This window comes from Streptococcus sp. F0441 (assembly GCF_000314775.2).
GTDB lineage: Bacteria > Bacillota > Bacilli > Lactobacillales > Streptococcaceae > Streptococcus.
Map to the genome: position 1 here is coordinate 1,246,471 of NZ_KB373321.1, position 24,355 is coordinate 1,270,825.

Here is a 24,355-nt window from a genome sequence, read left to right on the forward strand (position 1 = left end):
AAAAAAACTCCTAAACTTTTATTTGTGAATATTATAACATAAAGCACGCATTTTGAAAAGCCTTTCTTGTATACGTTTTCTACAAAGAAAATCAAGGCATTGGAGGAATTCCATAAATCTCTCCTTTACCCATTAACAGAAAAACATTTCAATGTTTCAAATTGATCATCCAAAAATTCAAACTCAAATAGGTGCCAGTCATCGAAGGTTTGCTCACAATAACTAACTGTTCCTTGATTGTAGTCAATGATAGGTTTCCCCAGTTTGTTCTTCACATCTTCCTCGCTGACTTCTCCATACATTTCCTTAAGATCAGCTAGCATGAAGTTGATAATTCTATTGAGATTTTCCTGATAATTTTTTGATAACAGTTCAACTTTATCTATAAAGTCACAATCAGGCTCTTCGTCCCAAACAAAGGTCACTCCTTCATGCTCATAAGTGTATTGCTGTAAACTCTCATCAAAATTCATTGTTCACTCTCCAAATCATTATCATTTACTAAAAATTTATTAACATTAATCAAAATGTTCAAATGATTTCATAAAAATGTCTTCCACACACGCGTACGATAAAATAACAACACTTGCAATGATTAGAAGATATCATCATAATGTTCACTCGCTTGTTTCACAAACTCGAAAATATTCAAAGATATGGGTTTCATTTCCAGTGAATCTAATGTCCCCAAATCATTCATATAAATAGTGTCGTCAGAATCTTTCTTTATAAAAAAAGCGACATCCCCATCTTTCCCAATCAGGAAAAAATCAGGTTCCCACTCTTCTATTTGGTAGGTGGGGTTTTTTTCTAACAAATCTAGTCTTGAGTATAAGGTGATGCCTGTATTCTCTATTATCAACTCTCCTGCTTTGTCGATTTTACTCAAGAATTCTGCGTATAGGTTTGGAAGTACCAAGTCAATCTGATTATTCATTGTCAACTCCTCATCTATTTTTCCTACTGCGAAAGTCCTATATCTCATCTTCACTTAGTTCTCTAAAATGTGAAATATGATATCCAGAATAAGACTTCCCAGATTTCCCTATGAAGATTCCGTGTCCAGCCATATTGGCAATTTCTCCCAAGAATATCATAGGAAGATCCTTGTCAAATGGAAAACTACTTGTTATGTCTTCTTTGAGCGTAACGAAAGACTTTTCTCTTAACTGACTCATTATCTATCCTCTCTTATGCCAGGCATCCTTCGGTTACTTACGATAAACCTTTCAACCTACTGACCAGTTTCCTATCACATTGAAAAGATACCATTAAAGTTGAATGATCATCTTGCAAGCATCATACATTATCAAGTTTTATAGCTTTCGATTTCTTCTCTACTCATTCCTACAAGTTCTGTCGTCCACAAGCCCACAATGTTCGACAAGACTGAATCACAGGTATATTCTTCTTCACCGTCTATATGCTTACAGGAAAAGACAGGCTTCCTTGTCGCCGCTTGATAAAATGTCATGGCTACTTCTTCTAGTTTTTTAGGATTGAAATCAAGTGATAGTTTTTGAGCCATATTTCCTCGTATCTGATCCCAATCTTCCTGCTTAATCTGATAGCTTTCTCGTATTTTAGACACATAACCTTTACAAAATGCTTTCAATAAGTCTGTATTCTGATAAAGATACTGACAGCTAAAATCCGAAATACAACCTGCGTGAAGTAGGAATGTCAGTAAGTCATCCAGACTTTCTGCTACTCTTCCCACTTGGCCCTCACTTCCGATAAAGCCTATGCTGTTATCTTCAAGAAAAACATATTCGCCCCCACTGCCATCCTGGGCAAATGCCTTACAGGCAAGAGAGTATTCCTCATTGTTCCCTGAAAACTGGACTTCACTTATCTTGTCATAAAAATAAATATCACATTCAGTCATCAGTAAGGTCCTTAACTGTTCATTTTCTCTGACTTCTTGTAGCTTATCCATGATCATTCCTTTCTTAAACTAAACACTTATCCATCTATTACAATTCTAATATGGTAGTTTTTAGTTTCATTCTTTAGATTCTTCACAAGGAGATCATTCTGTTTTGATTTGCCACAGAAAAATGATAGAGTCTTTCTGTTTTTCTGTTCAATAAACACATGATACCTTGCCCCATTCAATTTGACACTTCGAATATATTTGACTTCAATCCTTTTGATGTTATTCAGCGGAATGATTCGCTTCACAAATACGAAAGCATTGTGAATATAAAGTCTCCCATTGGCAATGTGAAATGGGGCAAAAAAATTACCACCACTACGACGGACAATTATAAAACGTCGCCAAAAGATTAGTAAAAGAATAGAGGTTAATAAGTAAAAGGCAAAACTAAAGACAGGACTTTCCCACATCATTTTCATTCCAATCCAAAAATATTCGAACATGTATTATTCTCCTTTGAATGATGACTCTATTTGAGAAAAAACCAGTGAAGAAGCAATTTCACTGGTTTTTGAGGTTAATAACGTTGTCTATACGGTTGATTAAAGGCCTTCAAAATATCCTCAGAAGTCTCTGAATAAGCTTTTGATTCTTTAAAAATCCCCTTAACAATTATACGCTCAGTCGCATTATAGTCCACACAAGTTACCAGCGTAATCTCCTTAACTCCTTCACGATCTTCGATTTCATCTACTCGGTCCGGAGTAACGTGTTTAACTTCCGTAATCTCATAAGTATAAACCTTATCCTTATCGGTCAGGTAAATTTTCATGCCCGCTTTAGCGTTAACTAAAGGTGAGAAGAGCATTTGACTGGCATTTTCAGCAGTAAAGATATGGTGACTCGCTAGAGAATAGTTGCCCTCTCCCATTTTTTGGTCTGGTTTCATGGTTCCTGCTCCGTAGAACAAGTTTACATTATCCAACCCTTTGAAAATTGGCAAGTTAATCTCCACTTCGGGAATAGCAATTCCTCCAATAACAGGAAGCTTCTGAGCGTCCCACTGAGCGGCTAGAACTGCTTCAGATGAGATAGATTTAACCGAATCAAAATCAAAATTTCCTTCTGTTTTGAGATTTTCATCTATATTTTCTTTAGTAACCTGATTGACTTGGTATTTATTGGTGTTCCACACCATAAAGAGATCTCGAATCTTTGAATTAAAAATCAAAGCTAAGGATAAAAGAATTAAGAAAACCGCTAAAATATTGAGAAATAGATTCCTACGCTTATTCTTCTTACTTTTCGTTTTTTTATGAGACATTATGCTTTACCTTCTGTTTCGTTTTCAGTCCCAACTTCTTCTTTTTCTACCGCATCCACCGTTGTAAAGGTCACAATCTTGGCATCCTGGTCTAGACGCATCACCTTAACTCCCATAGTTGAGCGTCCTGTTTGTGAAATATTGGCAACGTTTGTTCGAATCATGACCCCTGTATCCGTGATAATCATCAGGTCTTCATCACCTTTAACAGTGAGGAGACCTGCCAGAGGACCATTCTTCTCAGCAACATTGGCTGTCTTCATCCCTTTACCACCACGACCTTTTGTTGGATATTCAGTTGCAAGAGTACGTTTACCATAACCTTTTTCAGTGATGATAAGGACCTCGTCCTGGTCAGTGATGACACTAGCACCAACTACAGTGTCTCCATCACGGAGGTTAACACCTCGGACACCTGTCGCGATACGGCTCATACCACGAACGGCTGATTGATTAAAGCGAACGGCATAACCAAACTTAGTACCAATGATGATATCTGTATCTTCTTCTGTCAGCAAGACATTAATCAGTTCATCTTCATCCTTAAGATTCAAAGCTTTAAGTCCATTTTGACGGATATTAGCAAATTCTTTAACACTGGTTCGTTTCACGATACCGTGACGGGTTGTGAAGAAGAGATAGGCGTCATCACTACGTTCAGATTTAACATTAATGATGGTTTGTATGCTCTCCCCTTCATCCAGCTTCAAAAGATTGACAACCGGCAATCCCTTGGCCGTGCGACCGTATTCAGGAATTTCATAACCTTTTAGTCGGTATACGCGACCTTTATTGGTAAAGAAGAGCAAGTGATCATGGGTGCTGGTTGAAACCAACTCACGCACAAAGTCATCATCCTTAACTCCTGTACCTTGGACTCCACGACCACCACGTTTTTGAGCAGTAAATTCACCTTGGTCCAAACGTTTGATATAGCCCTTGTTAGAAAGAGTGATTAAGACATCTGACTCCTCAATCAAGTCTTCATCTTCAAGAGTTAAGACTTCTCCAACCATCAACTCGGTACGACGTTTGTCACCAAATTTACGTTTTACTTCATCTAATTCATCTTTTATGATTTGCACTACGCGTTCTGGTTTAGCAAGAATATCGGTTAGGTCTGCAATCAAGGCAATCAATTCATCATATTCAGACTGAATCTTATCGCGTTCCAATCCTGTCAAACGACGAAGACGCATATCAAGGATAGCCTGACTTTGACGTTCAGAAAGCTTAAACTTGCTCATCAACTCAGCTTGTGCTTCCGCATCCGTTTCACTAGCACGGATGATGCGGATCACTTCGTCGATATGGTCTAGCGCGATTAAAAGGCCTTCTAAGATGTGCGCACGCGCTTCTGCCTTTTCCTTGTCAAAACGAGTACGGCGAACAACCACTTCTTTTTGGTGCTCGATATAAGCATCCAAAATTTGACGAAGGGACAAAATCTTTGGTACGCCATTTTGAATAGCAAGCATATTGAAACCAAAGTTGGTTTGCATCTGGGTCATCTTGAAGAGGTTATTGAGGATGACATTTGCAGAAGCATCACGCTTCACTTCGATAATGAAGCGAACGCCTTCGCGGTTAGACTCATCACGTACAGCTGTAATTCCCTCAATTCGTTTTTCTTGCGCCAAACGAACGATATGCTCATGTACCTTGGTTTTATTGACCATATAAGGAAATTCTGTTACCACGATGCGCTCACGCCCTGTCTTAGTCGTCTCAATCTCTGTTCGAGAACGGAGGACAATGGAACCTTTACCAGTCTCATAAGCTTTGTGGATACCTGATTTCCCCATGACAAGGGCACCAGTTGGAAAATCTGGACCAGGTAAAACTTCCATCAAGTCCTTAGTCGTCACTTCAGGATTGTCCATGACCAATTTCACCGCATCAATGGTTTCACCCAGGTTGTGAGGTGGGATATTGGTTGCCATCCCAACAGCGATACCAGTTGCCCCATTGACCAAAAGGTTTGGAAAACGAGCTGGCAAAACCAAGGGTTCACGTTCGTTAGCATCGTAGTTGTCTACGAAATCAACTGTGTTTTTATTGATGTCACGAAGCATTTCAAGAGCAATCTTGCTCATACGTGCCTCGGTGTAACGCTGCGCTGCAGCACCGTCTCCATCCATGGAACCAAAGTTTCCATGCCCATCGACAAGCATGTAACGGTAGCTCCACCACTGAGCCATACGAACCATGGCTTCATAAATAGATGAATCCCCGTGTGGGTGGTATTTACCCATAACATCCCCTGTAATACGGGCTGATTTTTTATGAGGTTTGTCTGGTGTAACACCTAGTTCATTCATTCCGTAAAGAATACGGCGGTGAACAGGTTTTAAACCATCTCGAACATCAGGAAGAGCCCGCGCAACGATAACACTCATAGCGTAATCGATAAAGCTGGTCTTCATCTCCTTTGTCAGATTGACATTCACTAAATTTCTATCCTGCATTAATAAATGCCTCATTTCACTATTAGTAATTAGATATATTATACCATAATTTGTCCTTCATTTCAGTCTTTGAAAACCACTAAAACGTTTACATCGATAACCGAATAGAATATTCGTGACAAAGTTTTTTAAAAGTGATAGAATGAAAGTGTCTGGGGATTCCCCTAAAAAAAAATGAAGGAGATGTTTAGATAATGACTTCAACTAAACAACACAAAAAAGTGATCCTTGTTGGTGACGGTGCCGTAGGTTCATCTTACGCTTTTGCACTTGTTAACCAAGGAATTGCACAAGAGCTTGGAATTATCGAAATTCCACAATTACACGAAAAAGCTGTTGGTGATGCGCTTGACCTTAGCCACGCCCTTGCCTTCACTTCACCTAAAAAAATCTACGCTGCTCAATACTCTGACTGTGCAGACGCTGATCTTGTTGTTATCACTGCAGGTGCTCCTCAAAAACCAGGTGAAACTCGTCTTGACCTTGTAGGTAAAAACTTGGCTATCAACAAATCAATTGTAACACAAGTTGTTGAATCAGGTTTTGATGGTATCTTCCTTGTTGCGGCTAACCCAGTTGACGTTTTGACTTACTCAACTTGGAAATTCTCTGGATTCCCTAAAGAACGTGTTATCGGTTCAGGTACTTCACTTGACTCAGCACGTTTCCGTCAAGCACTTGCTGAAAAATTGGATGTTGATGCTCGTTCAGTTCACGCCTACATCATGGGTGAACACGGAGATTCTGAATTTGCGGTTTGGTCACATGCCAACATCGCTGGTGTAAACCTTGAAGAATTCCTTAAAGATACTCAAAACGTTCAAGAAGCTGAATTGATTGAATTGTTCGAAGGTGTTCGTGACGCTGCCTACACAATCATCAACAAAAAAGGAGCTACCTACTACGGTATCGCAGTAGCACTTGCTCGTATCACAAAAGCAATCCTTGATGACGAAAATGCAGTACTTCCACTTTCAGTCTTCCAAGAAGGTCAATACGGTGTTAAAAACGTCTTTATCGGTCAACCAGCTGTTGTTGGTGCACACGGTATCGTTCGTCCAGTAAACATCCCATTGAACGACGCTGAAACTCAAAAAATGCAAGCATCTGCTAAAGAATTGCAAGCTATCATTGATGAAGCATGGAAAAACCCTGAATTCCAAGCAGCTTCTAAAAACTAATTAAAAGAAGGTTCCCAAACATGGGAACCTTTTTTCTTTTACTGTAAAGGCTTAAGCCCTATTTTTCAAAAGACTACTTATCTCAGAAGTTATATATCATATCAAAGACTCAGTTGAAAAATACCTAAATTTATACATATATAACTAAAGAAATGAAATCAACAGTGGTATGTGTCATGAAAAAGTTTTCGTCTTTGCCCCCAAAATGCCCCAAAGCAACAAAAAAAGCCTATTGACCAAGCTAGAAAGCTTGATACAATAGGCTTTTTCTAAATTCATTATTTAACAGCGTCTTTAAGAGCTTTACCAGCTTTGAATGCTGGAACTTTAGAAGCTGCGATTTCGATTTCTTTACCAGTTTGTGGGTTGCGACCTTTACGTGCAGCACGTTCACGAACTTCAAAGTTACCAAAACCAATCAATTGAACTTTTTCACCAGCTGCAAGGTATTCAGTTACTGCTGCGAATACAGCGTCAACTGCTGCTGCTGAATCTTTCTTAGTCAAGTCTGTAGCTTCTGCCACTTTAGCGATCAAATCTTGTTTGTTTGCCATGTTAACAAATCCTCCAAATAATTTCTGATTAACAAATATAATCATATCCTAAAATCGCCCATAGGTCAAGTCAAAAACACTATTTCAAACATTTTTCTCTATTTTTTTAGGAATTATAGCGGATTAGAATTGCCCAAGCATTTTCTCCAGTATGAGTTTGAATAATAGAGCCAGTTTCCAGTACAGAGATTGGTTTCTCAACATAGGCTTGCAATAAACTCTTCATCTCATTTGCCCATTCATTCGTTCCAGCATAGGAAATTCCAATTTCTGCAACTGATTTATGAGTAAGGGCCACCGTTAACTCTTCAAGCCATTTTTTGAAAGTTTTCGCACCACGTCCTTTGACGATTGGTTGGAGTTCGTGGTTTTTCATCTGCATCACTACACGAATATTTAATAGTGAGCTTAGTAGTCCCGTCACACGTCCAATACGCCCACCTTTCACTAGGTTTTCTAGAGTCGAAACACCGATATAAAGCTCTGTGTGATTCTTCACTTCTTCTATATGTGCTAGAATAGTTTCTAAATCTTTACCCTCTTTAGCAAGTTTTGCAGCTTCAACAACTTGAAACTTCATAGCCTGATCTGTAAAGGAACTATCAATAACAGTCACATCTGAACTTGAGAGACTTGCGCCTTGGCGAGCAGCTTCAACCGTTCCAGACAAGGCATGAGACATATGAATAGCAACAACCTGACTGCCATCTTTTCCCAGCTCTTCAAAGACTTCAGCAAACACTCCCACAGGTGGTTGACTCGTTTTAGGGAGATTCTTGCTTTGTTGCATGAGATGAAGGAATTCCCCCTCTTTTAGATCAGCATCTGAGTAGAGTACGCCATCAATCATAACTGATAAGGGGACAATAGTGATATTTAATTCTTTAACTACTTCTGGTTCGATAGTAACAGAAGAGTCCGTTACAATTTTTACTTGTGTCATAAGTTCAATCTTTCTATTCTTCTCAATAGGATTGGGATTTTTCACTCTTATTATATCAAAAAAATGATAAAAAATCATAAGTAATCCAATTAAAAAAACTGAATTTTTGGTATAATCTATCTATAGAAAAGCGAGGAACAGCTATGATTCGAAAAGTTCAACCGATTATTACGATTATATTTGGAGCAGCTATCTATGCCTTTGGTCTCACCTACTTTGTTGTTCCTTATCATCTATTTGAGGGAGGGGCGACAGGTATCACCTTGATTACCTACTATCTTTTTAAAATCCCTGTCTCATTGATGAATCTCTTGATTAATATCCCTTTATTTATCCTAGCTTGGAAAATATTTGGACCTAAGACCCTCTACTCCAGTCTTTTAGGATCTATTTCACTTTCCGTTTGGCTAGCAATTTTTGAGCGTATTCCTTTGCACATCGACTTGCAAGGGGATCTCATCATTGTCGCTTTGGTCTCAGGGGTTTTACTGGGAGTTGGTTTAGGAATTATCTTTAATGCTGGTGGAACCACTGGTGGCTCTGATATCGTTGCCCGCATCCTTAACAAATACACCAATATTTCGATTGGGAAATTGCTTTTTGGAATTGACTTTTTCATTTTAATGTTAATTCTGCTTATTTTCCAAGATCTCCGTCTTGTGACCTACACTCTCTTGTTTGACTTCATCATCGCTCGCGTTATTGACCTGATTGGCGAAGGGGGTTACGCTGGCAAAGGATTTATCATCATTACTCAATATCCTGACCAACTGGCTGATAAGATTAATGAGGAGCTTGGCCGTGGCGTTACCTTTATATCTGGTCAAGGATACTACAGCAAAAAGGATTTAAAAATTATCTACTGTATCGTCGGTCGAAACGAAATCGTAAAAATGAAAGATATGATTCACAAAATCGACCCTCAAGCCTTTATCACCATCACTGAGGCTCATGAAATTCTGGGTGAAGGATTTACTTATGTGAAAGATTAAAAAAGCTGGGAATTCCCAGCTTTTATTTTTCTTCTGTGAGGGTTGAATGATGATAACCATAAGTAAAGTAGATGACTAGACCAACTACAAGAGCAATGCCAAAGGCAATCCAGGTATCTAGACTATATTGAAGCATAAAGGAAACACAGATAAGGATGGAAAGGATTGGCAAAAGTGGCACCAAAGGAGTTTTAAACTCTCCTTTTTGGGGCATACCCTTATCTTTTCTGAGTTTTATTATTCCGTAGGCTAGTAAAATGAGATAAGCTAGCGTACAGATATTTAGGAAGGCTGCAATACTGGCTAGAGGAAACACTCCGGCAGCAAGGGCTGAAACAACTCCTGTTAAGAGGGTCGCATTTTTAGGAACGCGACTGGTCTTGCTTAGTTGTTTGAAACTTTGAGGTAAAAGTCCATCACGTGCTAAGCTATATATCATTCGAGACAAAGCATAAGTCATGGAAATACATACCGTTATCAGGGTTAGAATGGCTACAAGCGAAACATAGTTAGCTGCCCAACCGATACCAATACTCCGTAATGAAAATGCTACTGCATCGTCCACATTGAGCTTACTGTAGTGAACAATCCCTGTCAATACTAAGGTTACCAAGGCATAGAGAATGGTGACGATTGTCAGAGAAAGTACAATTCCACGAGGAATATTTTTTTGCGGGCTTTGGATTTCATCAACTGCCATGGAAATAGACTCAAATCCGAGAAACCCAAAAAACATCAAAGATGCACCTGCCATAATCCCAGTGCTTCCTCCATAAATCTGGCCAAAGCCAAAAGGAGCAAAATTCGACCAATTTTCAGGTTTGATGTACCAAATACCAACTAGGATAAATAAGGCTAGAGCAGAGAATTTCAAGATTACTAGAAGCGAATTAAAGCGTAAGGCTGCCTTGGAATTTAATAAAACCAATCCTGTTACCAAGGTCAGCACCAAAATAGGTAGAAGGTCGATATAGGTTCCTTGTTCAGGGTTGAAGGTGCCATTTAAGGCTTGGGGCATGGAGATACCATAATCACTGAGTAAGCCCTTAAAGTAAGCTGCCCAGCCAGACGCCACACCTGAAACAGCTGTCATGAATTCCATGATGGTCAACCAGCCAGCAATCCAGGCTGGCAATTCTCCTAAAATCGCATAGAGATAACTATAAGCACCTCCAGTTGCAGGTACACGAGAGGCAAATTCTGCAAAAAAGAGAGCTGATAAAGAAACACATAAGGCAGAAATCACAATGGAAATCACTAGTGAGGGACCAGCTAGAGTAGCCGCCGCTGTTCCTGTAATGGTGAAAATCCCCGTCCCTACCATAGCACCGATTCCCAATAGAATCAAATCCCACAATTTCAAATGGCGACGCATCTCTGTCTGTCTCAGACTAACATCCTTGGTTCTAAAAATATTCATACTTCATCTCCACTAAATGTAATTGTTTTATTTTACCATATAAAAGCATTTTTGTGAATATTTATTAGGTTCTTTTTTGAAAAAAATTCTGAACAGAAAGGATTCCTGTTCAGATTTTGCATATTCTTATCCGACTGAACCTTCCATTTCATAGCTAATCAAGCGGTTCAGCTCAACCGCGTATTCCATTGGAAGTTCTTTTGTGAAGGGCTCTACAAATCCCATGACAATCATCTCGGTCGCCTCAGATTCTGACAATCCACGGCTCATGAGGTAATAGAGTTGTTCCTCTGAAATCTTAGATACCTTGGCTTCGTGCTCCAATGCAACTTGCGAGTTGTGGATTTCATTAAATGGAATGGTATCTGACGCTGATAAGTCATCCATGATAATGGTATCACACTCGATATGAGAAACAGATTTCTTAGAGTTCTTGTTAAAGGTTACTTGTCCACGGTAGTCCACCTTTCCTCCACCTTTAGCGATGGATTTAGACACGATAGACGAGCTTGTATGTGGAGCGTTGTGAATCATCTTGGCACCCGTATCTTGGTGTTGCCCTGCATTAGCAAAGGCGATGGAGAGCATGGTTCCACGCGCACCTTCTCCATCTAGGTAAACAGATGGGTATTTCATGGTTGTTTTGGCACCCAAGTTACCATCAATCCACTCAACAGTCGCATCTTTCAAGGCTTTGGCACGTTTTGTTACCAAGTTATAGACATTATCAGACCAGTTTTGGATGGTTGTATAGCGCATGTAAGCTCCATCCAAAGCAAAGATTTCTACAATGGCAGCGTGCAAGCTATTGCTTGAATATGTTGGTGCTGTACATCCTTCTACGTAGTGGACGCTTGCTCCCTCATCAACGATAATCAAGGTACGCTCGAACTGACCTGTATTTTCGTTGTTGATACGGAAGTAAGTTTGAAGCGGAATATCTACCTTGACCCCTTTTGGTACGTAGATAAAGGTTCCACCAGACCACACTGCCGAGTTGAGGGCTGCCAACTTGTTATCAGTCGGCGGTACCAACTTGGCAAAGTATTGTTTAAACAAATCTGGGTATTCCTTGAGGGCAGAATCTGTATCTGTAAAGATGATACCTAACTTCTCAAATTCTTCCTTCATGTTATGGTAAACTACTTCTGACTCATACTGGGCAGAAGCTCCAGCTAGATAGGCACGCTCAGCTTCTGGAATCCCGATACGTTCAAAGGTTTCTTTGATTTTTTCAGGAACTTCATCCCAAGAACGAGCAGGTTTATCAGATGGTTTTTGGTAGTAGATTAAGTCATCAAAGTCAATCTCTGACAAATCTGCTCCCCATGTTTGCATGGGCATTTTTTTGAAGGTTTCATAAGACTTCAAACGAAATTCTAACATCCACTCAGGTTCCCCCTTGGCAGCAGATAATTCACGAATAACACCTTCGTTGAGTCCTTTTCCTGTCGATAGGACAGGCTCTACATCATCATGGAAACCAAATTTATATTCACCAAGGTCAATTGGTTTTGGTTCTACTCTTTCTTCAGCCATAATATCCTTTCTTTCTTCATTTCTAATGATTTATAAGACAAAAGAAACTTGTCTTATCTGTTATCTTGATTTTCAATTGTCTTCTTAAGAGCGTTCCAAGCTAGAGTTGCACACTTAATCCGTTGCGGGAATTTGGCAACACCTGATAAGAATGCCGCGTCTCCAAGTTGGTCTTGACGGTAATCCTTTTGACCTTGAACCATTTCAGAAAAGATGGTTGCAAGTTCTAGAATTTCTTGCTTGGTCTTCCCTAAAACGGCATCTGTCATCATACTAGCAGAGGCAGTTGAGATAGTACAACCCGAGTTTAGAAAAGCGATATCTTCCAAACGGTCCTCTGCGTCAAACTTGACAGAGAGGTTGATGACATCCCCACAGGTTGGATTATTGAGACTGATTTGCTCAGCATCATCCAACTTCCCTTGGTGATGTGGATTTTTCGAATGGTCCGCTACCACTGCCATATAAAGGCTATCTAGTTTAGAAAGTGCCATTGAAAAACTCCTTTGTCTTTTGTAAGGCATCGACTAGTTTGTCGCAATCTGCCTTGGTATTGTAGATATAAAAACTTGCACGAGCAGTTGCTGGGACGTCCAAATACTGGAGCAAAGGTTGGGCGCAGTGGTGACCCGCACGAACGGCTACTCCTTCATAATCCAAAGCAGTCGCAAGATCGTGAGGATGAAGATCACCTAGGTTAAAGGCAATAACACCTGAACGTTGAGACAAGTCCTGAGAACCGTAAATGGTCAATCCCTCAATTGCCTGCAGTTTTGGATAGACGTACGCAATCAATTCCTGTTCATGAGCTTCAATGGCATCCATGCCAATCTTTTCAAGATAATCTACTGCAGCAGCAAGTCCGATTGCCCCCGCCATATTTGGCGTTCCAGCCTCAAATTTCCAAGGCAATTCCTTCCAACTAGCAGATTGCTCGTAGACGAAATCAATCATCTCTCCACCAAACTCAACTGGTGACATTTGTTCTAAATACTTCTCTTTTCCGTACAGAACACCGATACCAGTCGGACCAGCCATCTTGTGACCCGAAAAGGCAAAGAAGTCCACATCCAAGTCCTGGACATCAATCTTCATATGAGGCGTAGATTGAGCACCATCCACCACCATGATAGCTCCAACTTGGTGGGCTAATTGAGTGATTTCCTTGATCGGATTGACCACACCAAGAACATTGGAAGCATGAGCTAGGGAAACAAATTTAACCTTATCAGTCAATTTAGCTCGCAAGTCATCCATATCCAAGGCACCGTCCTTGAGATAAACATAGACAAGCTCTGCTCCAGTCTTACGGCAGGCTTCCTGCCAAGGAATAATATTAGAATGGTGTTCCATGATAGAAATCAAGACCTGGTCTCCCTCAGTCAAAATTTCCTCAGCAAAGCGTGCCACCCAGTTAAGACTGGTTGTCGTTCCTCTGGTAAAGAGAACTTCCTTTGTAGAGCCTGCATTGATAAACTTACGAATGGTTTCACGAGCAGCTTCATAAGAAGCTGTTGCTCGCTCAGCCAAGGTATGAACACCACGGTGAACGTTGGCATTGTCTTTCTCATAGTAGCGGTTAATCGTTTCAAGAACTGCTAGTGGTTTTTGTGTCGTCGCAGCATTGTCCAGATAGACCAGAGGTTCATCGTTGACAATCTGGTCCAAAATTGGAAAATCCTTGCGAATCGCTTCTACATCTAACATAGGCTTCCCCTTAGCGTTTTGACAATTTTTCTTCGATAGTTGCAATCATTTCGTCACGAACTTCCTTGACTGGAATCTCTACGATTACAGATCCAAGGAAACCGCGGACAACCAAACGTTCTGCAGTTGCTTTATCCAAGCCACGGCTCATGAGATAGTACATGTCTTCTGGATCCACCTGACCGATAGAGGCCGCGTGTCCTGCAGTAACGTCATTTTCGTCAATCAAAAGAATTGGGTTAGCATCTGAACGAGCCTGGTCTGAAAGCATGAGAACACGGCTTTCTTGTTGCGCATCCGCTCCCTTAGCGCCCTTGATGATGTGACCGATACCATTGAAGGTCAAAGTTGCTTTTTCAAGGATAACCCCATGTTGGAGGATATTTCCGATAGAATTGCATCCGTAGTTAGTCACTCGCGTATCAATCCCTTGTACCTGACGACCACTTGAAAGAGCTACGGCTTTAAGGTCAGCATGGCTACCATTCCCAATCAAGTCGCTATCAAAGTCAGCAACAACATTTCCTTCGTTCATGACACCGATTGCCCAGTCAATGCTTGCATCGTTGCCTAGTTTACCACGACGGCTAATGTAGGCAGTGACATTTTCACCTAGACGGTCAATGGCAGCAAATTTCACTTGCGCACCAGAACGAGCAATCACTTCAACTGTGATATTGGCAGTTGCTTTTGCACTGCCTCCACCTCGTGACTCTAGACGTTCAAGATAGCTTATTTTAGAGTTTTTACCAGCAATGATAAGAATATGCTTGTTAAATGGCACGTCGCTGTCGCTGTCTTGGTAGAAAATCCCTTCGATTGGTTCTGCAATCTCAACATTATCAGGAATGTAGAGAACAGCGCCACTATTAAAGTAAGCTGTGTGGTAGGCCGCCAACTTGTCATCATCGTACTTGACAGATGACATGAAGAATTCTTCTACAAGTTCTGGAATTTCTTCTAAAGCTGAGTGGAAGTCTGTAAATATAACACCTTGTTCAGCCAACTCAACTGGAGTTTGCTCAAAAACAGTCTGCGTTCCTACTTGTACCAATTTCAAGTGATTGTCTAGAGCTGTGAAGTCAGGAACATTTGCTGATGGTTCACTTTCAGTAATGGTTCCATCTCCCAAATTCCAACGGTGAAATTTCACACGCTCAATAACTGGTAATTCCAAACTCTCAATCTTATCAAAAGCTTTTTGACGGAGGTCGGACAACCAGCTTGGTTCAGCGTGCATTTCTGAAAAAAGTTTAATAGTTTCTTTAGTCATTTACTTCTCCTAAAAGATACGAGGGAATTACAATTCTTCCTTGTAGTCGTAGCCAAGTTCTTCAGCTAGTTTTGCGTATCCTTCACGTTCTAGACGCGCAGCCAATTCTGGCCCACCAGAAAGGACCACACGACCTTCCATCATCACGTGTACCACGTCTGGTGTGATGTAGTTCAAAAGACGTTGGTAGTGAGTGATGATCATAGCACCAAAGCCTTCACCACGCATAGCATTCACACCTTTAGATACAACTTTAAGGGCGTCAATATCAAGACCTGAGTCAATCTCATCCAAAAGGGCAAATGTAGGTTCCAACATCAAGAGTTGAAGAATTTCATTACGTTTTTTCTCACCACCAGAGAAACCTTCGTTGAGGTAACGCTCTGCCATTTCTTCTTTCATGTTGAGCAATTCCATCTTCTCGTCTAATTTAGTGATGAACTCACGAACTGAAATCTTTTCATCGTCTTCTTTACCAGCATTCATGGCTGCACGAAGAAACTCAGCGTTGGTAATTCCTGGAATTTCAGATGGGTATTGCATAGCAAGGAAAAGTCCCATACGCGCACGTTCGTCCACTTCCAACTCAAGGATATTTACGCCATCAAACAAGACTTCACCTTTGGTAACTTCATAGTTTGGATTTCCCATGATAGCGGCTGAAAGAGTCGATTTACCAGTACCATTTGGTCCCATGATAGCTGCGATTTCTCCTGTTCTCAGAGTCAGATTGACTCCTTTCAAAATTTCTTTTCCTTCAATCTCAACGTGAAGATCTTTGATCTCTAATACTGACATGATAATTCCTTTCTTTTTCTGGCCTACTTCCTTTATCATTAAAGAAATCACTTACATTTCTCTAAAAAATACAAGAAAAGATCCATAAATATACTCTACTAGTATAACAAAAAAAAGCCTAAAAGGCTTTGATTTTGTCTAGAAGCTGGGAGCTAGTCCTTGCGGTTTAGGTGCTGATCAATGGTGTTTACAATTTTTCCCATCACGTAACTTAACCTAAAATTTCGAAAAAGTAGAATGGCCCAAAAGGCTGCCATGAAATAGCGACCAGTCATCCAAGCTTCATTGAAAAAATAAGTCTCAGCAGCCGTAAATAACGCTATCATAATAAATTGTTGTCTATTCATAAACTTATTGTATCATGAAATCTTTCTTTAGTCTTCCTCTACCTTCACTTTATCAGCCAAAAATTCAAATCCTTCTGGAATCAGACTGTCTTCTGCTTCTTTTTCAACTTGAGAAGATTTAGCTTTAGCTGAAAAGGCCGCTCGAACCTCTTTCCATTCCTCTAAGGAAATCGCCAAGATTTCAGGTGAAAAACCTGCTGCCTGACTGAGGATGTTGCCAAACATGGTATTGAGATTGTCCCGTTTCATGGTTTGCCCTGCATTGAAATTAGACTCAAAGGCTAAAATAGCATGGTGTTCGTTTGCTGCAACTGGTTGAGAACCAACGAGCAGAGCCTTATCCGGACCAGCTAAGCTTTCAATCACTTCTCCCCATGCATTTTGGAGGCGAATCAAGTTTTGCCGTGCCAAATCAGGATTTTCGACAGCTTCTTGCAGGATAGTCTGAACTTTGTTGCGATCCACTCGATAGACTGTCTTGGAAGTGACTGGACGGCTAGGAACTGGCACCACTTGTTTAGGAGCTGTTTCAACATTGGCAAGTTCTTGTTTGAGACGAGCGACTTCCTGTCTCAGTGCAGCTATTTCACCTTCGACAGCTTCTGAAAACACTGGTTCAGGCTTAATCTCAGCTAAACGAATGGTCATCATCTCAGCATAAATCTTAGGTTGCAGGCTTGCTTTCATATCTGCCAAGCTCACAGTCGCTATTCGAATCATTTCAAAGAGGCTTTCTTGAGATAAAGCTAGATTGTCCATAAAAACTGGACTATGATGAGTATTTTCGCCACCCGTCTGAACAACTAGTAGATCACGCAAATACTGTAAGAGATCCGTCACAAAACGAGTCATGCTCTTGCCATTCTCAAATAAAAGATTCAAAGAATCAAGCGCTTTTGGAACATCCTGCTGGGATAAGGCAGCTACATAGTCATCTAGCGCCGATATACTAATGGTGCCTGTAATCTCCTCAGAGATAGCAGTCGTGAGCTCATTTCCCTGTGTTAAACTCAAGGCTTGATCCAGAATGGACAAGGCATCCCGCAATCCACCTTCAGCTCGTCTGGCAATGATTTCCACAGCCTCCGGTTCAGAACTGATATTTTCTTTTTCTAGAATATGATAAATATGCTCCTTGATATCTTGAGTTTTAATCGATTTGAACTCAAAACGTTGAACACGCGATAAAATGGTTGCAGGAATCTTATGCAATTCAGTGGTTGCCAAAATAAAGACGACATTCTGAGTCGGCTCTTCAAGCGTCTTCAAAAGCGCATTGAAGGCTCCCGTAGACAGCATATGGACCTCGTCAATAATATAGACCTTGTAACGTGCTAAGCTAGGTGCATAGGTAGATTTGTCACGAATTTCACGGATTTCATCGACTCCGTTATTCGAAGCTGCATCCATTTCGATAACATCTTCTAGGCTACCTTCTGTCACAGCCTGACAGATATAGCAGTTATTACATGGTTCCCCGTCCACTTGGTTCGGACAGTTCATTGCCTTGGCAAAAATCTTTGCAACACTAGTTTTCCCAGTTCCACGAGGGCCCGAGAAAAGATAAGCGTGACTAATCTTTTCCTGCTCAACCGCTTGTTTTAGGGTTTTAGCAACAACCTCTTGTCCTACCAATTGTGAAAAAGTCTGGCTTCTATATTTTCGATAAAGTGCTTGATACATTAGGCTTTCTCCTCAAACATCGTAAAGTCCCATTCTGTCTTCTCAAGCAAAATCGCGACAAATTGTTCCAAGTAATCACGATCAATAGCATTGTAATCATCAATCAGAGAAGAATCCAAGTCTAAGACACCGACTAGTCTTCCATTCTTGAGCATAGGGACTACGATTTCACTCTTGGCCATACTATCACAAGAAATGTAGTTTGGATAGGTGCTCACATCGCCAACTAAAACAGTCTCTTGAAACTCAGCAGCTTCTCCACACACGCCTTTCCCAAGCGGAATGCGAATACAAGAAACACCCCCCTGAAAAGGCCCTAAAACCAACTCGCTACCATCAAACAGATAAAACCCTGCAAATACAGTATTTGGAAAGCGAGATTTTAGGAGGGCACTAGCATTCGAAAGATTGGCAAGAACATTGCTCTCACCTTCAAGTAAATAAGAGAGTTCCTCATTTAACAATTGATATTGTGATTGTTTTTCTGAATCTAACATAGAACTATTATATCAAAAATGGGAAAGAGACAAAAGAAAAATCCCTTGTTTTAAACAAAGGATTTTGCGATTATCAATTTGATTAAAGTTCGATATCACCGAACAAGTCAGCCATTGAGAATCCTGTTTGTGTTTCTGGAAGTTCGAAATCACGTTTTTCTTGACGTTTTGGACGACGTGGACGAGCAGCACGTTTTTCTTCTTTTTGTCCTTCTTCTTGAGCTGGACGTTCTTCAAGAGCTTTGATAGAAAGTGATACACGTTCTGCGTCAGCGTTAACATCAAGGACTTTAACAGTAACTTCTTGACCAACAGTAAGAGCTTCTTTTGGATTTTCGATACGTTTGTGTGAAATTTGTGATACGTGAACAAGTCCATCGATACCTGGCAATACTTCAACAAATGCACCGAAGTCAGTCAAACGTTTAACTGTTCCTTCTACTACATCACCTTTAGCCAATTTTTGCTCAACGCCATCCCATGGTCCAGGTGTTGTTGCTTTAAGTGAAAGGGATACGCGTCCTTCTTCTTCATTAAGATCAAGGACTTTAACTTCGATTTCTTCACCAACAGTTACAACTGATTTAGGTGATACGTTACGTTCGTGTGACAATTCAGTCAAGTGAACCAATCCGTCAACACCACCGAGATCGATGAAAGCACCGAAGCTAGTGATACGAGCAACTTTACCAGTTACGACATCACCAACAGCCAATTTACTGAATACTTCAGCACGAGCTGCTGCAGTAGCTGCTTCAACAACTTCACGACGTGAAAGGATGAAGCGGTTTTCTTTAGGATCAACTTCTTTGATTTTAGCATCAAATTCTTGACCTACGAAACGCTCAGTGTTACGTACGAAACGAGTATCCAACATTGAAGCTGGGATGAATCCACGAACACCTTCAAATTCTACTGAAAGTCCACCTTTAACGGCACGAGTTCCTTTAACAGTAACAACTTCTTCTTCGCGTCCTACAAGTTTGTCCCATGCTTTGCGAGCTTCAAGGCGTTTTTTAGATACAAGGTATGTAACTGTATCAGTATCTTTACCAACTACTTGACGAAGTACAAGAACATCCAATACTTCTCCTACTTTCACAAAGTCATTGATATCTGCATCGCGATCGTTTGTCAATTCGCGAAGAGTCAAGACACCTTCAACACCAGTCCCAGAGATTGCAACGTTAGCTTGAGTCGCATCAACTGTCAATACTTCAGCACTAACAACATCACCAGGCTCAACTTGGCTAACGCTATTTAGCAAATCTTCAAATTCGTTCATCTAAAAAATCCTCCAACAATCAAGTCTTTCCAAACTTGACATACTTATAATTTTTTTCCTAAGCACCCGCAAGGACATGTTCATATCGTTCACGTCTATCAATTATAAAAATAAAATACCCTAAGATATTTTTCTTTTTATCTTGAATTTATTACCTAAGAACTGGGGTAGCTGGATTCGAACCAACGCATGAGGGAGTCAAAGTCCCTTGCCTTACCGCTTGGCTATACCCCATTGATAAATGGAGAGAGAGGGATTCGAACCCCCGAACCCGAAGGAGCGGATTTACAGTCCGCCGCGTTTAGCCTCTTCGCTATCTCTCCAATGTTTAACGAGAACTATTATATCATGAAATTTTCAATAAAACAAGTATTATTTTGTCAAATTATAGTTTTCAATCAAAATTTCCACAGCTTTTTCAAGTTTTTTATAAAAACTATCGACATTTCCATTCTTTATGATGGCAAATTGGTTATCTAATTCGGCAATTTCACCAATGACCTTTTTCCCGATTGTCAAAACGTAGCCTTCATAACTGTCTTTTCCAACAGTCACTTTAGCATCTGTTAATTGAATTTCAATTTTCTTATCTTTTTTACTCATACTGTACCTCTTTTCACTTTTTCTATTGTACAAGAAAATACTCAAACTAGCAAGAAAAAACTCCATTTCAGCCATTACAACTGCTATGGAGTTCTTCTTTACTTCGTGTCTTTTAGTCCACTTTGACAATCCATCCCTCTGGTGCTTCCACATCACCAAATTGGATACCAGTCAATTCATCGTAGAGTTTACGTGTAACAGGACCTACTTCCGTTTCACTATAGAAAACATGGAAATCATCGCCATGTTGAATCCCCCCAATTGGAGAAATAACTGCTGCTGTACCACAAGCTCCTGCCTCTACAAAACGATCCAAATTATCGATTGGGACATCGCCTTCAATCGGTGTCAAGCCCAAGCGGTGCTCTGCTAAGTAAAGCAAAGAGTACTTGGTAATAGATGGCAAGATGGATGGACTCAATGGTGTAACAAATTCATTGTCTGCCGTGATTCCAAAGAAGTTGGCTGATCCGACTTCCTCAATCTTTGTATGCGTAGATGGGTCTAGGTAGATAACATCTGAAAATTGGCGTGACTTGGCCATTTTACCTGGGAGGAGACTAGCAGCGTAGTTCCCACCTACCTTGGCCGCACCCGTACCATTTGGAGCTGCACGGTCGTATTCATCCTGAATCAAGAAGTTAGTTGGGACTAAACCACCTTTAAAATAGTTACCAACCGGCATAGCAAAAATGGTGAAAATGTACTCTTCTGCTGGTTTAACCCCGATGATATCTCCAACACCAATCAAAAGTGGACGAAGATAAAGTGTTCCACCTGTTCCATATGGTGGGACGTATTCTTCATTTGCACGCACAACTGCTTTACAAGCTTCTACAAACATTTCTGTCGGAACTTGTGGCATCAAGAGACGGTCACAGGTACGTTGCAGACGCTTGGCATTTTCATCAGGACGGAAAAGTTGAATACTACCATCCTTCGTACGATAGGCCTTCAAACCTTCAAATGCTTGCTGTCCATAGTGAAGACTTGGAGAAGACTCTGAAATATGCAAGGTCGCATCCTCTGTCAATTCTCCTTGATCCCATTGACCATTCTTGTAGTGAGCGATATAACGGTAAGGTAATTTCATATAAGAAAATCCAAGGTTTTCCCAATCAATTGCAACTGTCATGTGTTTCTCCTTTATACTATTCAAACTATGTGTTCTATTCTACACTTTTCTAGTAAAATTTCAAGTATTATTTGTAATTTTCTGAAAATTTTTTCAACATAAAGAAATCAGCCCTCTGGACTGATTCTTTTTATGAATTTGTTTTGTCCTCTTTAAAGACTTCTTTGAGGTAAGCAGCGAAAACTTCCTCATCTGAAATGGTGTCTGAAATAAAGCTTCCATTGCTAGTTCGTTCTGACAAGCTGAGATCTTGCAATCGACTTTCATAGATTGTGCCTTTGTTAGATTGGACAAGTAACGTTTGATCGTTTTCTTCTACTACTGTACTAAAGAGATCACCAACGAATCCTTGCTCTGAAACTGCTCCAGCCAAGAAGACACGATGCGGTTTGTTTTTCAACTCACGCAAGACTTGTAGGCCTCGTTTGGCACGGCTGGTTGCCGGAATTTCCTCACAAGAGACACGTTTCAAGCTACCACGTTGGGTCAAGAGGTAGAAGGATGAGGTGTTACAGATAAAGGCAGCCCGAAGCGCATCATCTGCTTTCAGGTTCATAGCCTTGACACCCGCAGCCTTGGCACCAACAACCGGTACCTCTTCGATATTGAAACGAAGGGCGTAACCGTTTTGGCTAATCAAGAGTACATCATCCAGTTTGATTGGTGCTACTGCTACAATCTGGTCTGTCTCGTCTTTGAGCTTAGCATACTTGACAGACTTAGACTTGTAGGTCCGCCATGGAGAGAACTCTTTGCGTTCAACACGTTTGATTTGACCAAGACGAGTTGCAGCAAAGTAGGTTGTCGCATCATCAAACTGATCCACGACTTCTGCATAAAGAATTTCTTCGTTAGTCTCAAAGTTTGTAATGGTCTGGCTCAAGTGCTCTCCGATGTCCTTCCAGCGAATATCTGCCAACTCATGGATTGGTCGATAAATGACATTTCCAAGAGTTGTGAACATCAAGAGGTGTTGCGTTGTCTTGACAGATTGTACAAAGATCAGACGATCATCATCACGTTTGCCAATTTCTTCCAGAGTGGAAGCTGCAAAGGAACGAGGACTGGTACGTTTGATGTAACCTGCCTTTGTTACACTAACGTAAGTGTCTTCTTCAGCGATAAGACTAGCTGTGTCAATCTCGATTACTTTCGCAGTATCTTCTAAAGTACTCAAACGTGGTGTCGCAAATTTCTTCTTGACCTCACGAAGCTCTTTCTTCATGAGATTATACATGGTGCGTTCATCGCCAATGATAGCCGCAAGCATGGCAATCTTTTCACGAAGTTCTGCTTCTTCTTCCTGCAAGACAACAACATCCGTATTGGTCAAACGGTAAAGTTGCAAGGTAACGATAGCCTCAGCCTGCTCCTCTGTGAATTCATAGCTGACCTTGAGATTTTCCTTGGCATCCGCCTTATTCTCAGAAGCACGGATAAGGGCAATGACTTCGTCCAAAATCGAAATCACGCGAATCAAACCTTCGACGATATGGAGACGTTTCTCAGCCTTTTCCTTGTCAAAGCGTGAACGCGCCAGAATCACTTCACGACGGTGGGCGATGTAGCTAGACAAAATTGGGACAATTCCGACCTGACGAGGCGTGAAATTGTCAATCGCCACCATGTTAAAGTTGTAGTTGATTTGTAGGTCGGTGTATTTGAAGAGATAGTTGAGGACAAGCTCAGTGTTAGCGTCTTTCTTGAGCTCAATAGCGATACGAAGACCGTCACGGTCAGACTCATCACGAATCTCAGCAATACCTGCTACCTTGTTATTGACACGAACATCATCGATTTTCTTGACCAGATTGGCCTTATTGATTTCATAAGGAATCTCAGTGATAACGATTTGCTCCTTGCCACCTTTTAACTTTTCAATCTCAGTTTTAGAACGAACGACCACGCGCCCTTTCCCAGTTTCATAAGCCTTTTGGATCTCGTCACGCCCCTGGATGATAGCTCCTGTAGGGAAGTCTGGTCCAGGCAAGAATTCCATGAGTTTGTCCACCTTGGCTGTTGGGTGGTCAATCATGTAAACAGTCGCATCAATGACTTCAGCCAAATTATGCGGAGGAATATCTGTGGCATAACCAGCCGAAATACCAGTCGAACCATTGACCAAGAGGTTTGGAAATGCTGCTGGCAAAACCGTCGGCTCTTTCTCCGTATCGTCAAAGTTCCAGGCAAAAGGAACTGTCTTTTTCTCGATATCCTGAAGAAGATAACCAGCAATCTCAGACAAACGAGCCTCGGTATAACGCATCGCCGCAGGCGGATCTCCGTCCATAGAACCGTTGTTACCGTGCATTTCAACTAGAATCTCACGGTTCTTCCAATCCTGAGACATACGAACCATGGCATCATAGATAGAACTGTCACCGTGTGGGTGGAAATTCCCCATGATGTTCCCGACAGACTTAGCTGACTTGCGGTAGCTCTTGTCAAAGGTATTGCCATCTTTATTCATCGAATAAAGAATACGACGCTGAACCGGCTTCAAGCCATCTCGAATGTCTGGCAAAGCCCGATCTTGAATGATGTACTTGGAGTAGCGACCAAAGCGCTCTCCCATGATGTCCTCAAGGGACATGTTTTGAATGTTACTCATATAGGATACAGAGCCCGTAAAAAGCAAAGTGAAAATAGGAAATTATTGCAGTGAGCGATGTTCACAAGGGAATTTATCTTTTTCACACAGCATTTAGGGCGTATTCAACTCCTTTC

Annotated in this window: 24 protein-coding genes and 2 tRNA genes; 2 read left to right on the forward strand and 24 right to left on the reverse strand. The window is 40.9% G+C overall.

Annotation, left to right across the window (positions count from 1 at the left end):
* Window positions 1-125: 125 nt before the first annotated feature.
* The 7 genes from HMPREF9188_RS06005 to gyrA form a co-directional block, all read right to left on the reverse strand.
* A complete protein-coding gene (locus HMPREF9188_RS06005) occupies window positions 126-473 on the reverse strand; it encodes a hypothetical protein (RefSeq protein ID WP_009730255.1) in 348 nt (115 codons plus the stop codon).
* 122 nt (window positions 474-595) lie between these two features.
* Window positions 596-937: a hypothetical protein gene (locus HMPREF9188_RS06010; protein WP_009730256.1), complete on the reverse strand. Its 342-nt coding sequence runs from the start codon at window positions 935-937 to the stop codon at window positions 596-598.
* Between the two features lie 37 nt (window positions 938-974).
* Window positions 975-1,178 carry a hypothetical protein gene (locus HMPREF9188_RS06015; protein ID WP_009730257.1) on the reverse strand — a complete coding sequence of 68 codons (204 nt, stop codon included), beginning with the start codon at window positions 1,176-1,178 and terminating at the stop codon, window positions 975-977.
* A gap of 131 nt (window positions 1,179-1,309) precedes the next feature.
* Entirely contained in the window at window positions 1,310-1,939 is a 630-nt protein-coding gene (locus tag HMPREF9188_RS06020) for a hypothetical protein (protein ID WP_009730258.1), read from the reverse strand.
* 26 nt (window positions 1,940-1,965) lie between these two features.
* On the reverse strand, window positions 1,966-2,382 hold the full coding sequence (locus HMPREF9188_RS06025; protein WP_000464449.1) for a hypothetical protein: 417 nt from the start codon (window positions 2,380-2,382) through the stop codon (window positions 1,966-1,968).
* 74 nt (window positions 2,383-2,456) lie between these two features.
* Window positions 2,457-3,203, reverse strand: a complete 747-nt coding sequence (locus tag HMPREF9188_RS06030; RefSeq protein WP_000018514.1) for a class A sortase — start codon at window positions 3,201-3,203, stop codon at window positions 2,457-2,459.
* The gene (gene gyrA, locus HMPREF9188_RS06035; RefSeq protein ID WP_009730259.1) at window positions 3,203-5,671 is read right to left on the reverse strand and encodes a DNA gyrase subunit A; all 2,469 of its coding nucleotides are present in this window, start codon (window positions 5,669-5,671) and stop codon (window positions 3,203-3,205) included. Before gyrA ends, HMPREF9188_RS06030 begins: the two co-directional genes overlap by 1 nt.
* Before the next feature lie 194 nt (window positions 5,672-5,865).
* Between gyrA and HMPREF9188_RS06040 the strand changes: the two genes are divergently transcribed.
* On the forward strand, window positions 5,866-6,852 hold the full coding sequence (locus HMPREF9188_RS06040; RefSeq protein ID WP_000204722.1) for an L-lactate dehydrogenase: 987 nt from the start codon (window positions 5,866-5,868) through the stop codon (window positions 6,850-6,852).
* 278 nt (window positions 6,853-7,130) lie between these two features.
* Here HMPREF9188_RS06040 and HMPREF9188_RS06045 read toward each other — a convergent pair whose 3' ends face one another.
* Together HMPREF9188_RS06045 and HMPREF9188_RS06050 are read right to left on the reverse strand one after the other, a co-directional pair.
* Window positions 7,131-7,406, reverse strand: coding sequence for an HU family DNA-binding protein (locus HMPREF9188_RS06045; RefSeq protein WP_001284630.1), 276 nt, complete (start codon window positions 7,404-7,406; stop codon window positions 7,131-7,133).
* Between the two features lie 106 nt (window positions 7,407-7,512).
* Window positions 7,513-8,349, reverse strand: a complete 837-nt coding sequence (locus HMPREF9188_RS06050) for a DegV family protein (protein WP_000195447.1) — start codon at window positions 8,347-8,349, stop codon at window positions 7,513-7,515.
* Between the two features lie 143 nt (window positions 8,350-8,492).
* Here HMPREF9188_RS06050 and HMPREF9188_RS06055 point away from each other — a divergent pair, with 143 nt between their 5' ends.
* On the forward strand, window positions 8,493-9,341 hold the full coding sequence (locus HMPREF9188_RS06055) for a YitT family protein (protein ID WP_000619962.1): 849 nt from the start codon (window positions 8,493-8,495) through the stop codon (window positions 9,339-9,341).
* A 22-nt stretch (window positions 9,342-9,363) separates the two neighbouring features.
* Here the strand turns inward: HMPREF9188_RS06055 and HMPREF9188_RS06060 are convergent, their stop codons facing one another.
* From HMPREF9188_RS06060 to parC, 15 genes are all read right to left on the reverse strand, one after another.
* The gene (locus tag HMPREF9188_RS06060) at window positions 9,364-10,761 is read right to left on the reverse strand and encodes an APC family permease (RefSeq protein ID WP_001020303.1); all 1,398 of its coding nucleotides are present in this window, start codon (window positions 10,759-10,761) and stop codon (window positions 9,364-9,366) included.
* Between the two features lie 126 nt (window positions 10,762-10,887).
* Complete coding sequence (gene sufB / locus HMPREF9188_RS06065; protein ID WP_000797070.1) at window positions 10,888-12,300, reverse strand: Fe-S cluster assembly protein SufB; 1,413 nt, start codon at window positions 12,298-12,300, stop codon at window positions 10,888-10,890.
* A gap of 53 nt (window positions 12,301-12,353) precedes the next feature.
* Complete coding sequence (gene sufU / locus HMPREF9188_RS06070) at window positions 12,354-12,794, reverse strand: Fe-S cluster assembly sulfur transfer protein SufU (RefSeq protein ID WP_009730261.1); 441 nt, start codon at window positions 12,792-12,794, stop codon at window positions 12,354-12,356.
* Window positions 12,781-14,007 carry a cysteine desulfurase gene (locus tag HMPREF9188_RS06075; RefSeq protein ID WP_009730262.1) on the reverse strand — a complete coding sequence of 409 codons (1,227 nt, stop codon included), beginning with the start codon at window positions 14,005-14,007 and terminating at the stop codon, window positions 12,781-12,783. The genes sufU and HMPREF9188_RS06075 overlap by 14 nt, the downstream gene beginning before the upstream one ends.
* A gap of 10 nt (window positions 14,008-14,017) precedes the next feature.
* A complete protein-coding gene (gene sufD / locus HMPREF9188_RS06080; RefSeq protein WP_009730263.1) occupies window positions 14,018-15,280 on the reverse strand; it encodes a Fe-S cluster assembly protein SufD in 1,263 nt (420 codons plus the stop codon).
* 27 nt (window positions 15,281-15,307) lie between these two features.
* Window positions 15,308-16,078, reverse strand: coding sequence for a Fe-S cluster assembly ATPase SufC (gene sufC / locus HMPREF9188_RS06085; RefSeq protein WP_009730264.1), 771 nt, complete (start codon window positions 16,076-16,078; stop codon window positions 15,308-15,310).
* 152 nt (window positions 16,079-16,230) lie between these two features.
* Window positions 16,231-16,425, reverse strand: coding sequence for a DUF3272 family protein (locus HMPREF9188_RS06090; RefSeq protein WP_033588917.1), 195 nt, complete (start codon window positions 16,423-16,425; stop codon window positions 16,231-16,233).
* Between the two features lie 27 nt (window positions 16,426-16,452).
* Window positions 16,453-18,108 (reverse strand): DNA polymerase III subunit gamma/tau, encoded by a 1,656-nt coding sequence (gene dnaX, locus HMPREF9188_RS06095; RefSeq protein ID WP_009730265.1) that lies wholly within the window; start codon window positions 18,106-18,108, stop codon window positions 16,453-16,455.
* Window positions 18,108-18,605, reverse strand: coding sequence for a GAF domain-containing protein (locus HMPREF9188_RS06100; RefSeq protein ID WP_009730266.1), 498 nt, complete (start codon window positions 18,603-18,605; stop codon window positions 18,108-18,110). Before HMPREF9188_RS06100 ends, dnaX begins: the two co-directional genes overlap by 1 nt.
* 82 nt (window positions 18,606-18,687) lie before the next feature.
* A complete protein-coding gene (rpsA, locus tag HMPREF9188_RS06105; protein ID WP_001001620.1) occupies window positions 18,688-19,890 on the reverse strand; it encodes a 30S ribosomal protein S1 in 1,203 nt (400 codons plus the stop codon).
* Window positions 19,891-20,052: 162 nt separating this feature from the next.
* Window positions 20,053-20,124, reverse strand: a tRNA-Gln gene (locus HMPREF9188_RS06110).
* A gap of 8 nt (window positions 20,125-20,132) precedes the next feature.
* Window positions 20,133-20,213, reverse strand: a tRNA-Tyr gene (locus HMPREF9188_RS06115).
* A 49-nt stretch (window positions 20,214-20,262) separates the two neighbouring features.
* Window positions 20,263-20,493, reverse strand: a complete 231-nt coding sequence (locus HMPREF9188_RS06120) for a DUF2969 domain-containing protein (protein ID WP_000037105.1) — start codon at window positions 20,491-20,493, stop codon at window positions 20,263-20,265.
* Window positions 20,494-20,605: 112 nt separating this feature from the next.
* The gene (locus HMPREF9188_RS06125; RefSeq protein WP_311043421.1) at window positions 20,606-21,643 is read right to left on the reverse strand and encodes a branched-chain amino acid aminotransferase; all 1,038 of its coding nucleotides are present in this window, start codon (window positions 21,641-21,643) and stop codon (window positions 20,606-20,608) included.
* Window positions 21,644-21,758: 115 nt separating this feature from the next.
* Window positions 21,759-24,239 (reverse strand): DNA topoisomerase IV subunit A, encoded by a 2,481-nt coding sequence (gene parC / locus HMPREF9188_RS06130; protein WP_083888892.1) that lies wholly within the window; start codon window positions 24,237-24,239, stop codon window positions 21,759-21,761.
* Window positions 24,240-24,355: the final 116 nt, after the last annotated feature.

Excerpts from the sequence above, each read along its gene's own strand:
- HMPREF9188_RS06005 (WP_009730255.1), bottom strand. The coding sequence starts at position 473 with ATGAATTTTGATGAGAGTTTACAGCAATACACTTATGAGCATGAAGGA.
- HMPREF9188_RS06010 (WP_009730256.1), bottom strand. The coding sequence starts at position 937 with ATGAATAATCAGATTGACTTGGTACTTCCAAACCTATACGCAGAATTC.
- HMPREF9188_RS06015 (WP_009730257.1), bottom strand. The coding sequence starts at position 1,178 with ATGAGTCAGTTAAGAGAAAAGTCTTTCGTTACGCTCAAAGAAGACATA.
- HMPREF9188_RS06020 (WP_009730258.1), bottom strand. The coding sequence starts at position 1,939 with ATGGATAAGCTACAAGAAGTCAGAGAAAATGAACAGTTAAGGACCTTA.
- HMPREF9188_RS06025 (WP_000464449.1), bottom strand. The coding sequence starts at position 2,382 with ATGTTCGAATATTTTTGGATTGGAATGAAAATGATGTGGGAAAGTCCT.
- HMPREF9188_RS06030 (WP_000018514.1), bottom strand. The coding sequence starts at position 3,203 with ATGTCTCATAAAAAAACGAAAAGTAAGAAGAATAAGCGTAGGAATCTA.
- gyrA (WP_009730259.1), bottom strand. The coding sequence starts at position 5,671 with ATGCAGGATAGAAATTTAGTGAATGTCAATCTGACAAAGGAGATGAAG.
- HMPREF9188_RS06040 (WP_000204722.1), top strand. The coding sequence starts at position 5,866 with ATGACTTCAACTAAACAACACAAAAAAGTGATCCTTGTTGGTGACGGT.
- HMPREF9188_RS06045 (WP_001284630.1), bottom strand. The coding sequence starts at position 7,406 with ATGGCAAACAAACAAGATTTGATCGCTAAAGTGGCAGAAGCTACAGAC.
- HMPREF9188_RS06050 (WP_000195447.1), bottom strand. The coding sequence starts at position 8,349 with ATGACACAAGTAAAAATTGTAACGGACTCTTCTGTTACTATCGAACCA.
- HMPREF9188_RS06055 (WP_000619962.1), top strand. The coding sequence starts at position 8,493 with ATGATTCGAAAAGTTCAACCGATTATTACGATTATATTTGGAGCAGCT.
- HMPREF9188_RS06060 (WP_001020303.1), bottom strand. The coding sequence starts at position 10,761 with ATGAATATTTTTAGAACCAAGGATGTTAGTCTGAGACAGACAGAGATG.
- sufB (WP_000797070.1), bottom strand. The coding sequence starts at position 12,300 with ATGGCTGAAGAAAGAGTAGAACCAAAACCAATTGACCTTGGTGAATAT.
- sufU (WP_009730261.1), bottom strand. The coding sequence starts at position 12,794 with ATGGCACTTTCTAAACTAGATAGCCTTTATATGGCAGTGGTAGCGGAC.
- HMPREF9188_RS06075 (WP_009730262.1), bottom strand. The coding sequence starts at position 14,007 with ATGTTAGATGTAGAAGCGATTCGCAAGGATTTTCCAATTTTGGACCAG.
- sufD (WP_009730263.1), bottom strand. The coding sequence starts at position 15,280 with ATGACTAAAGAAACTATTAAACTTTTTTCAGAAATGCACGCTGAACCA.
- sufC (WP_009730264.1), bottom strand. The coding sequence starts at position 16,078 with ATGTCAGTATTAGAGATCAAAGATCTTCACGTTGAGATTGAAGGAAAA.
- HMPREF9188_RS06090 (WP_033588917.1), bottom strand. The coding sequence starts at position 16,425 with ATGAATAGACAACAATTTATTATGATAGCGTTATTTACGGCTGCTGAG.
- dnaX (WP_009730265.1), bottom strand. The coding sequence starts at position 18,108 with ATGTATCAAGCACTTTATCGAAAATATAGAAGCCAGACTTTTTCACAA.
- HMPREF9188_RS06100 (WP_009730266.1), bottom strand. The coding sequence starts at position 18,605 with ATGTTAGATTCAGAAAAACAATCACAATATCAATTGTTAAATGAGGAA.
- rpsA (WP_001001620.1), bottom strand. The coding sequence starts at position 19,890 with ATGAACGAATTTGAAGATTTGCTAAATAGCGTTAGCCAAGTTGAGCCT.
- HMPREF9188_RS06120 (WP_000037105.1), bottom strand. The coding sequence starts at position 20,493 with ATGAGTAAAAAAGATAAGAAAATTGAAATTCAATTAACAGATGCTAAA.
- parC (WP_083888892.1), bottom strand. The coding sequence starts at position 24,239 with ATGAGTAACATTCAAAACATGTCCCTTGAGGACATCATGGGAGAGCGC.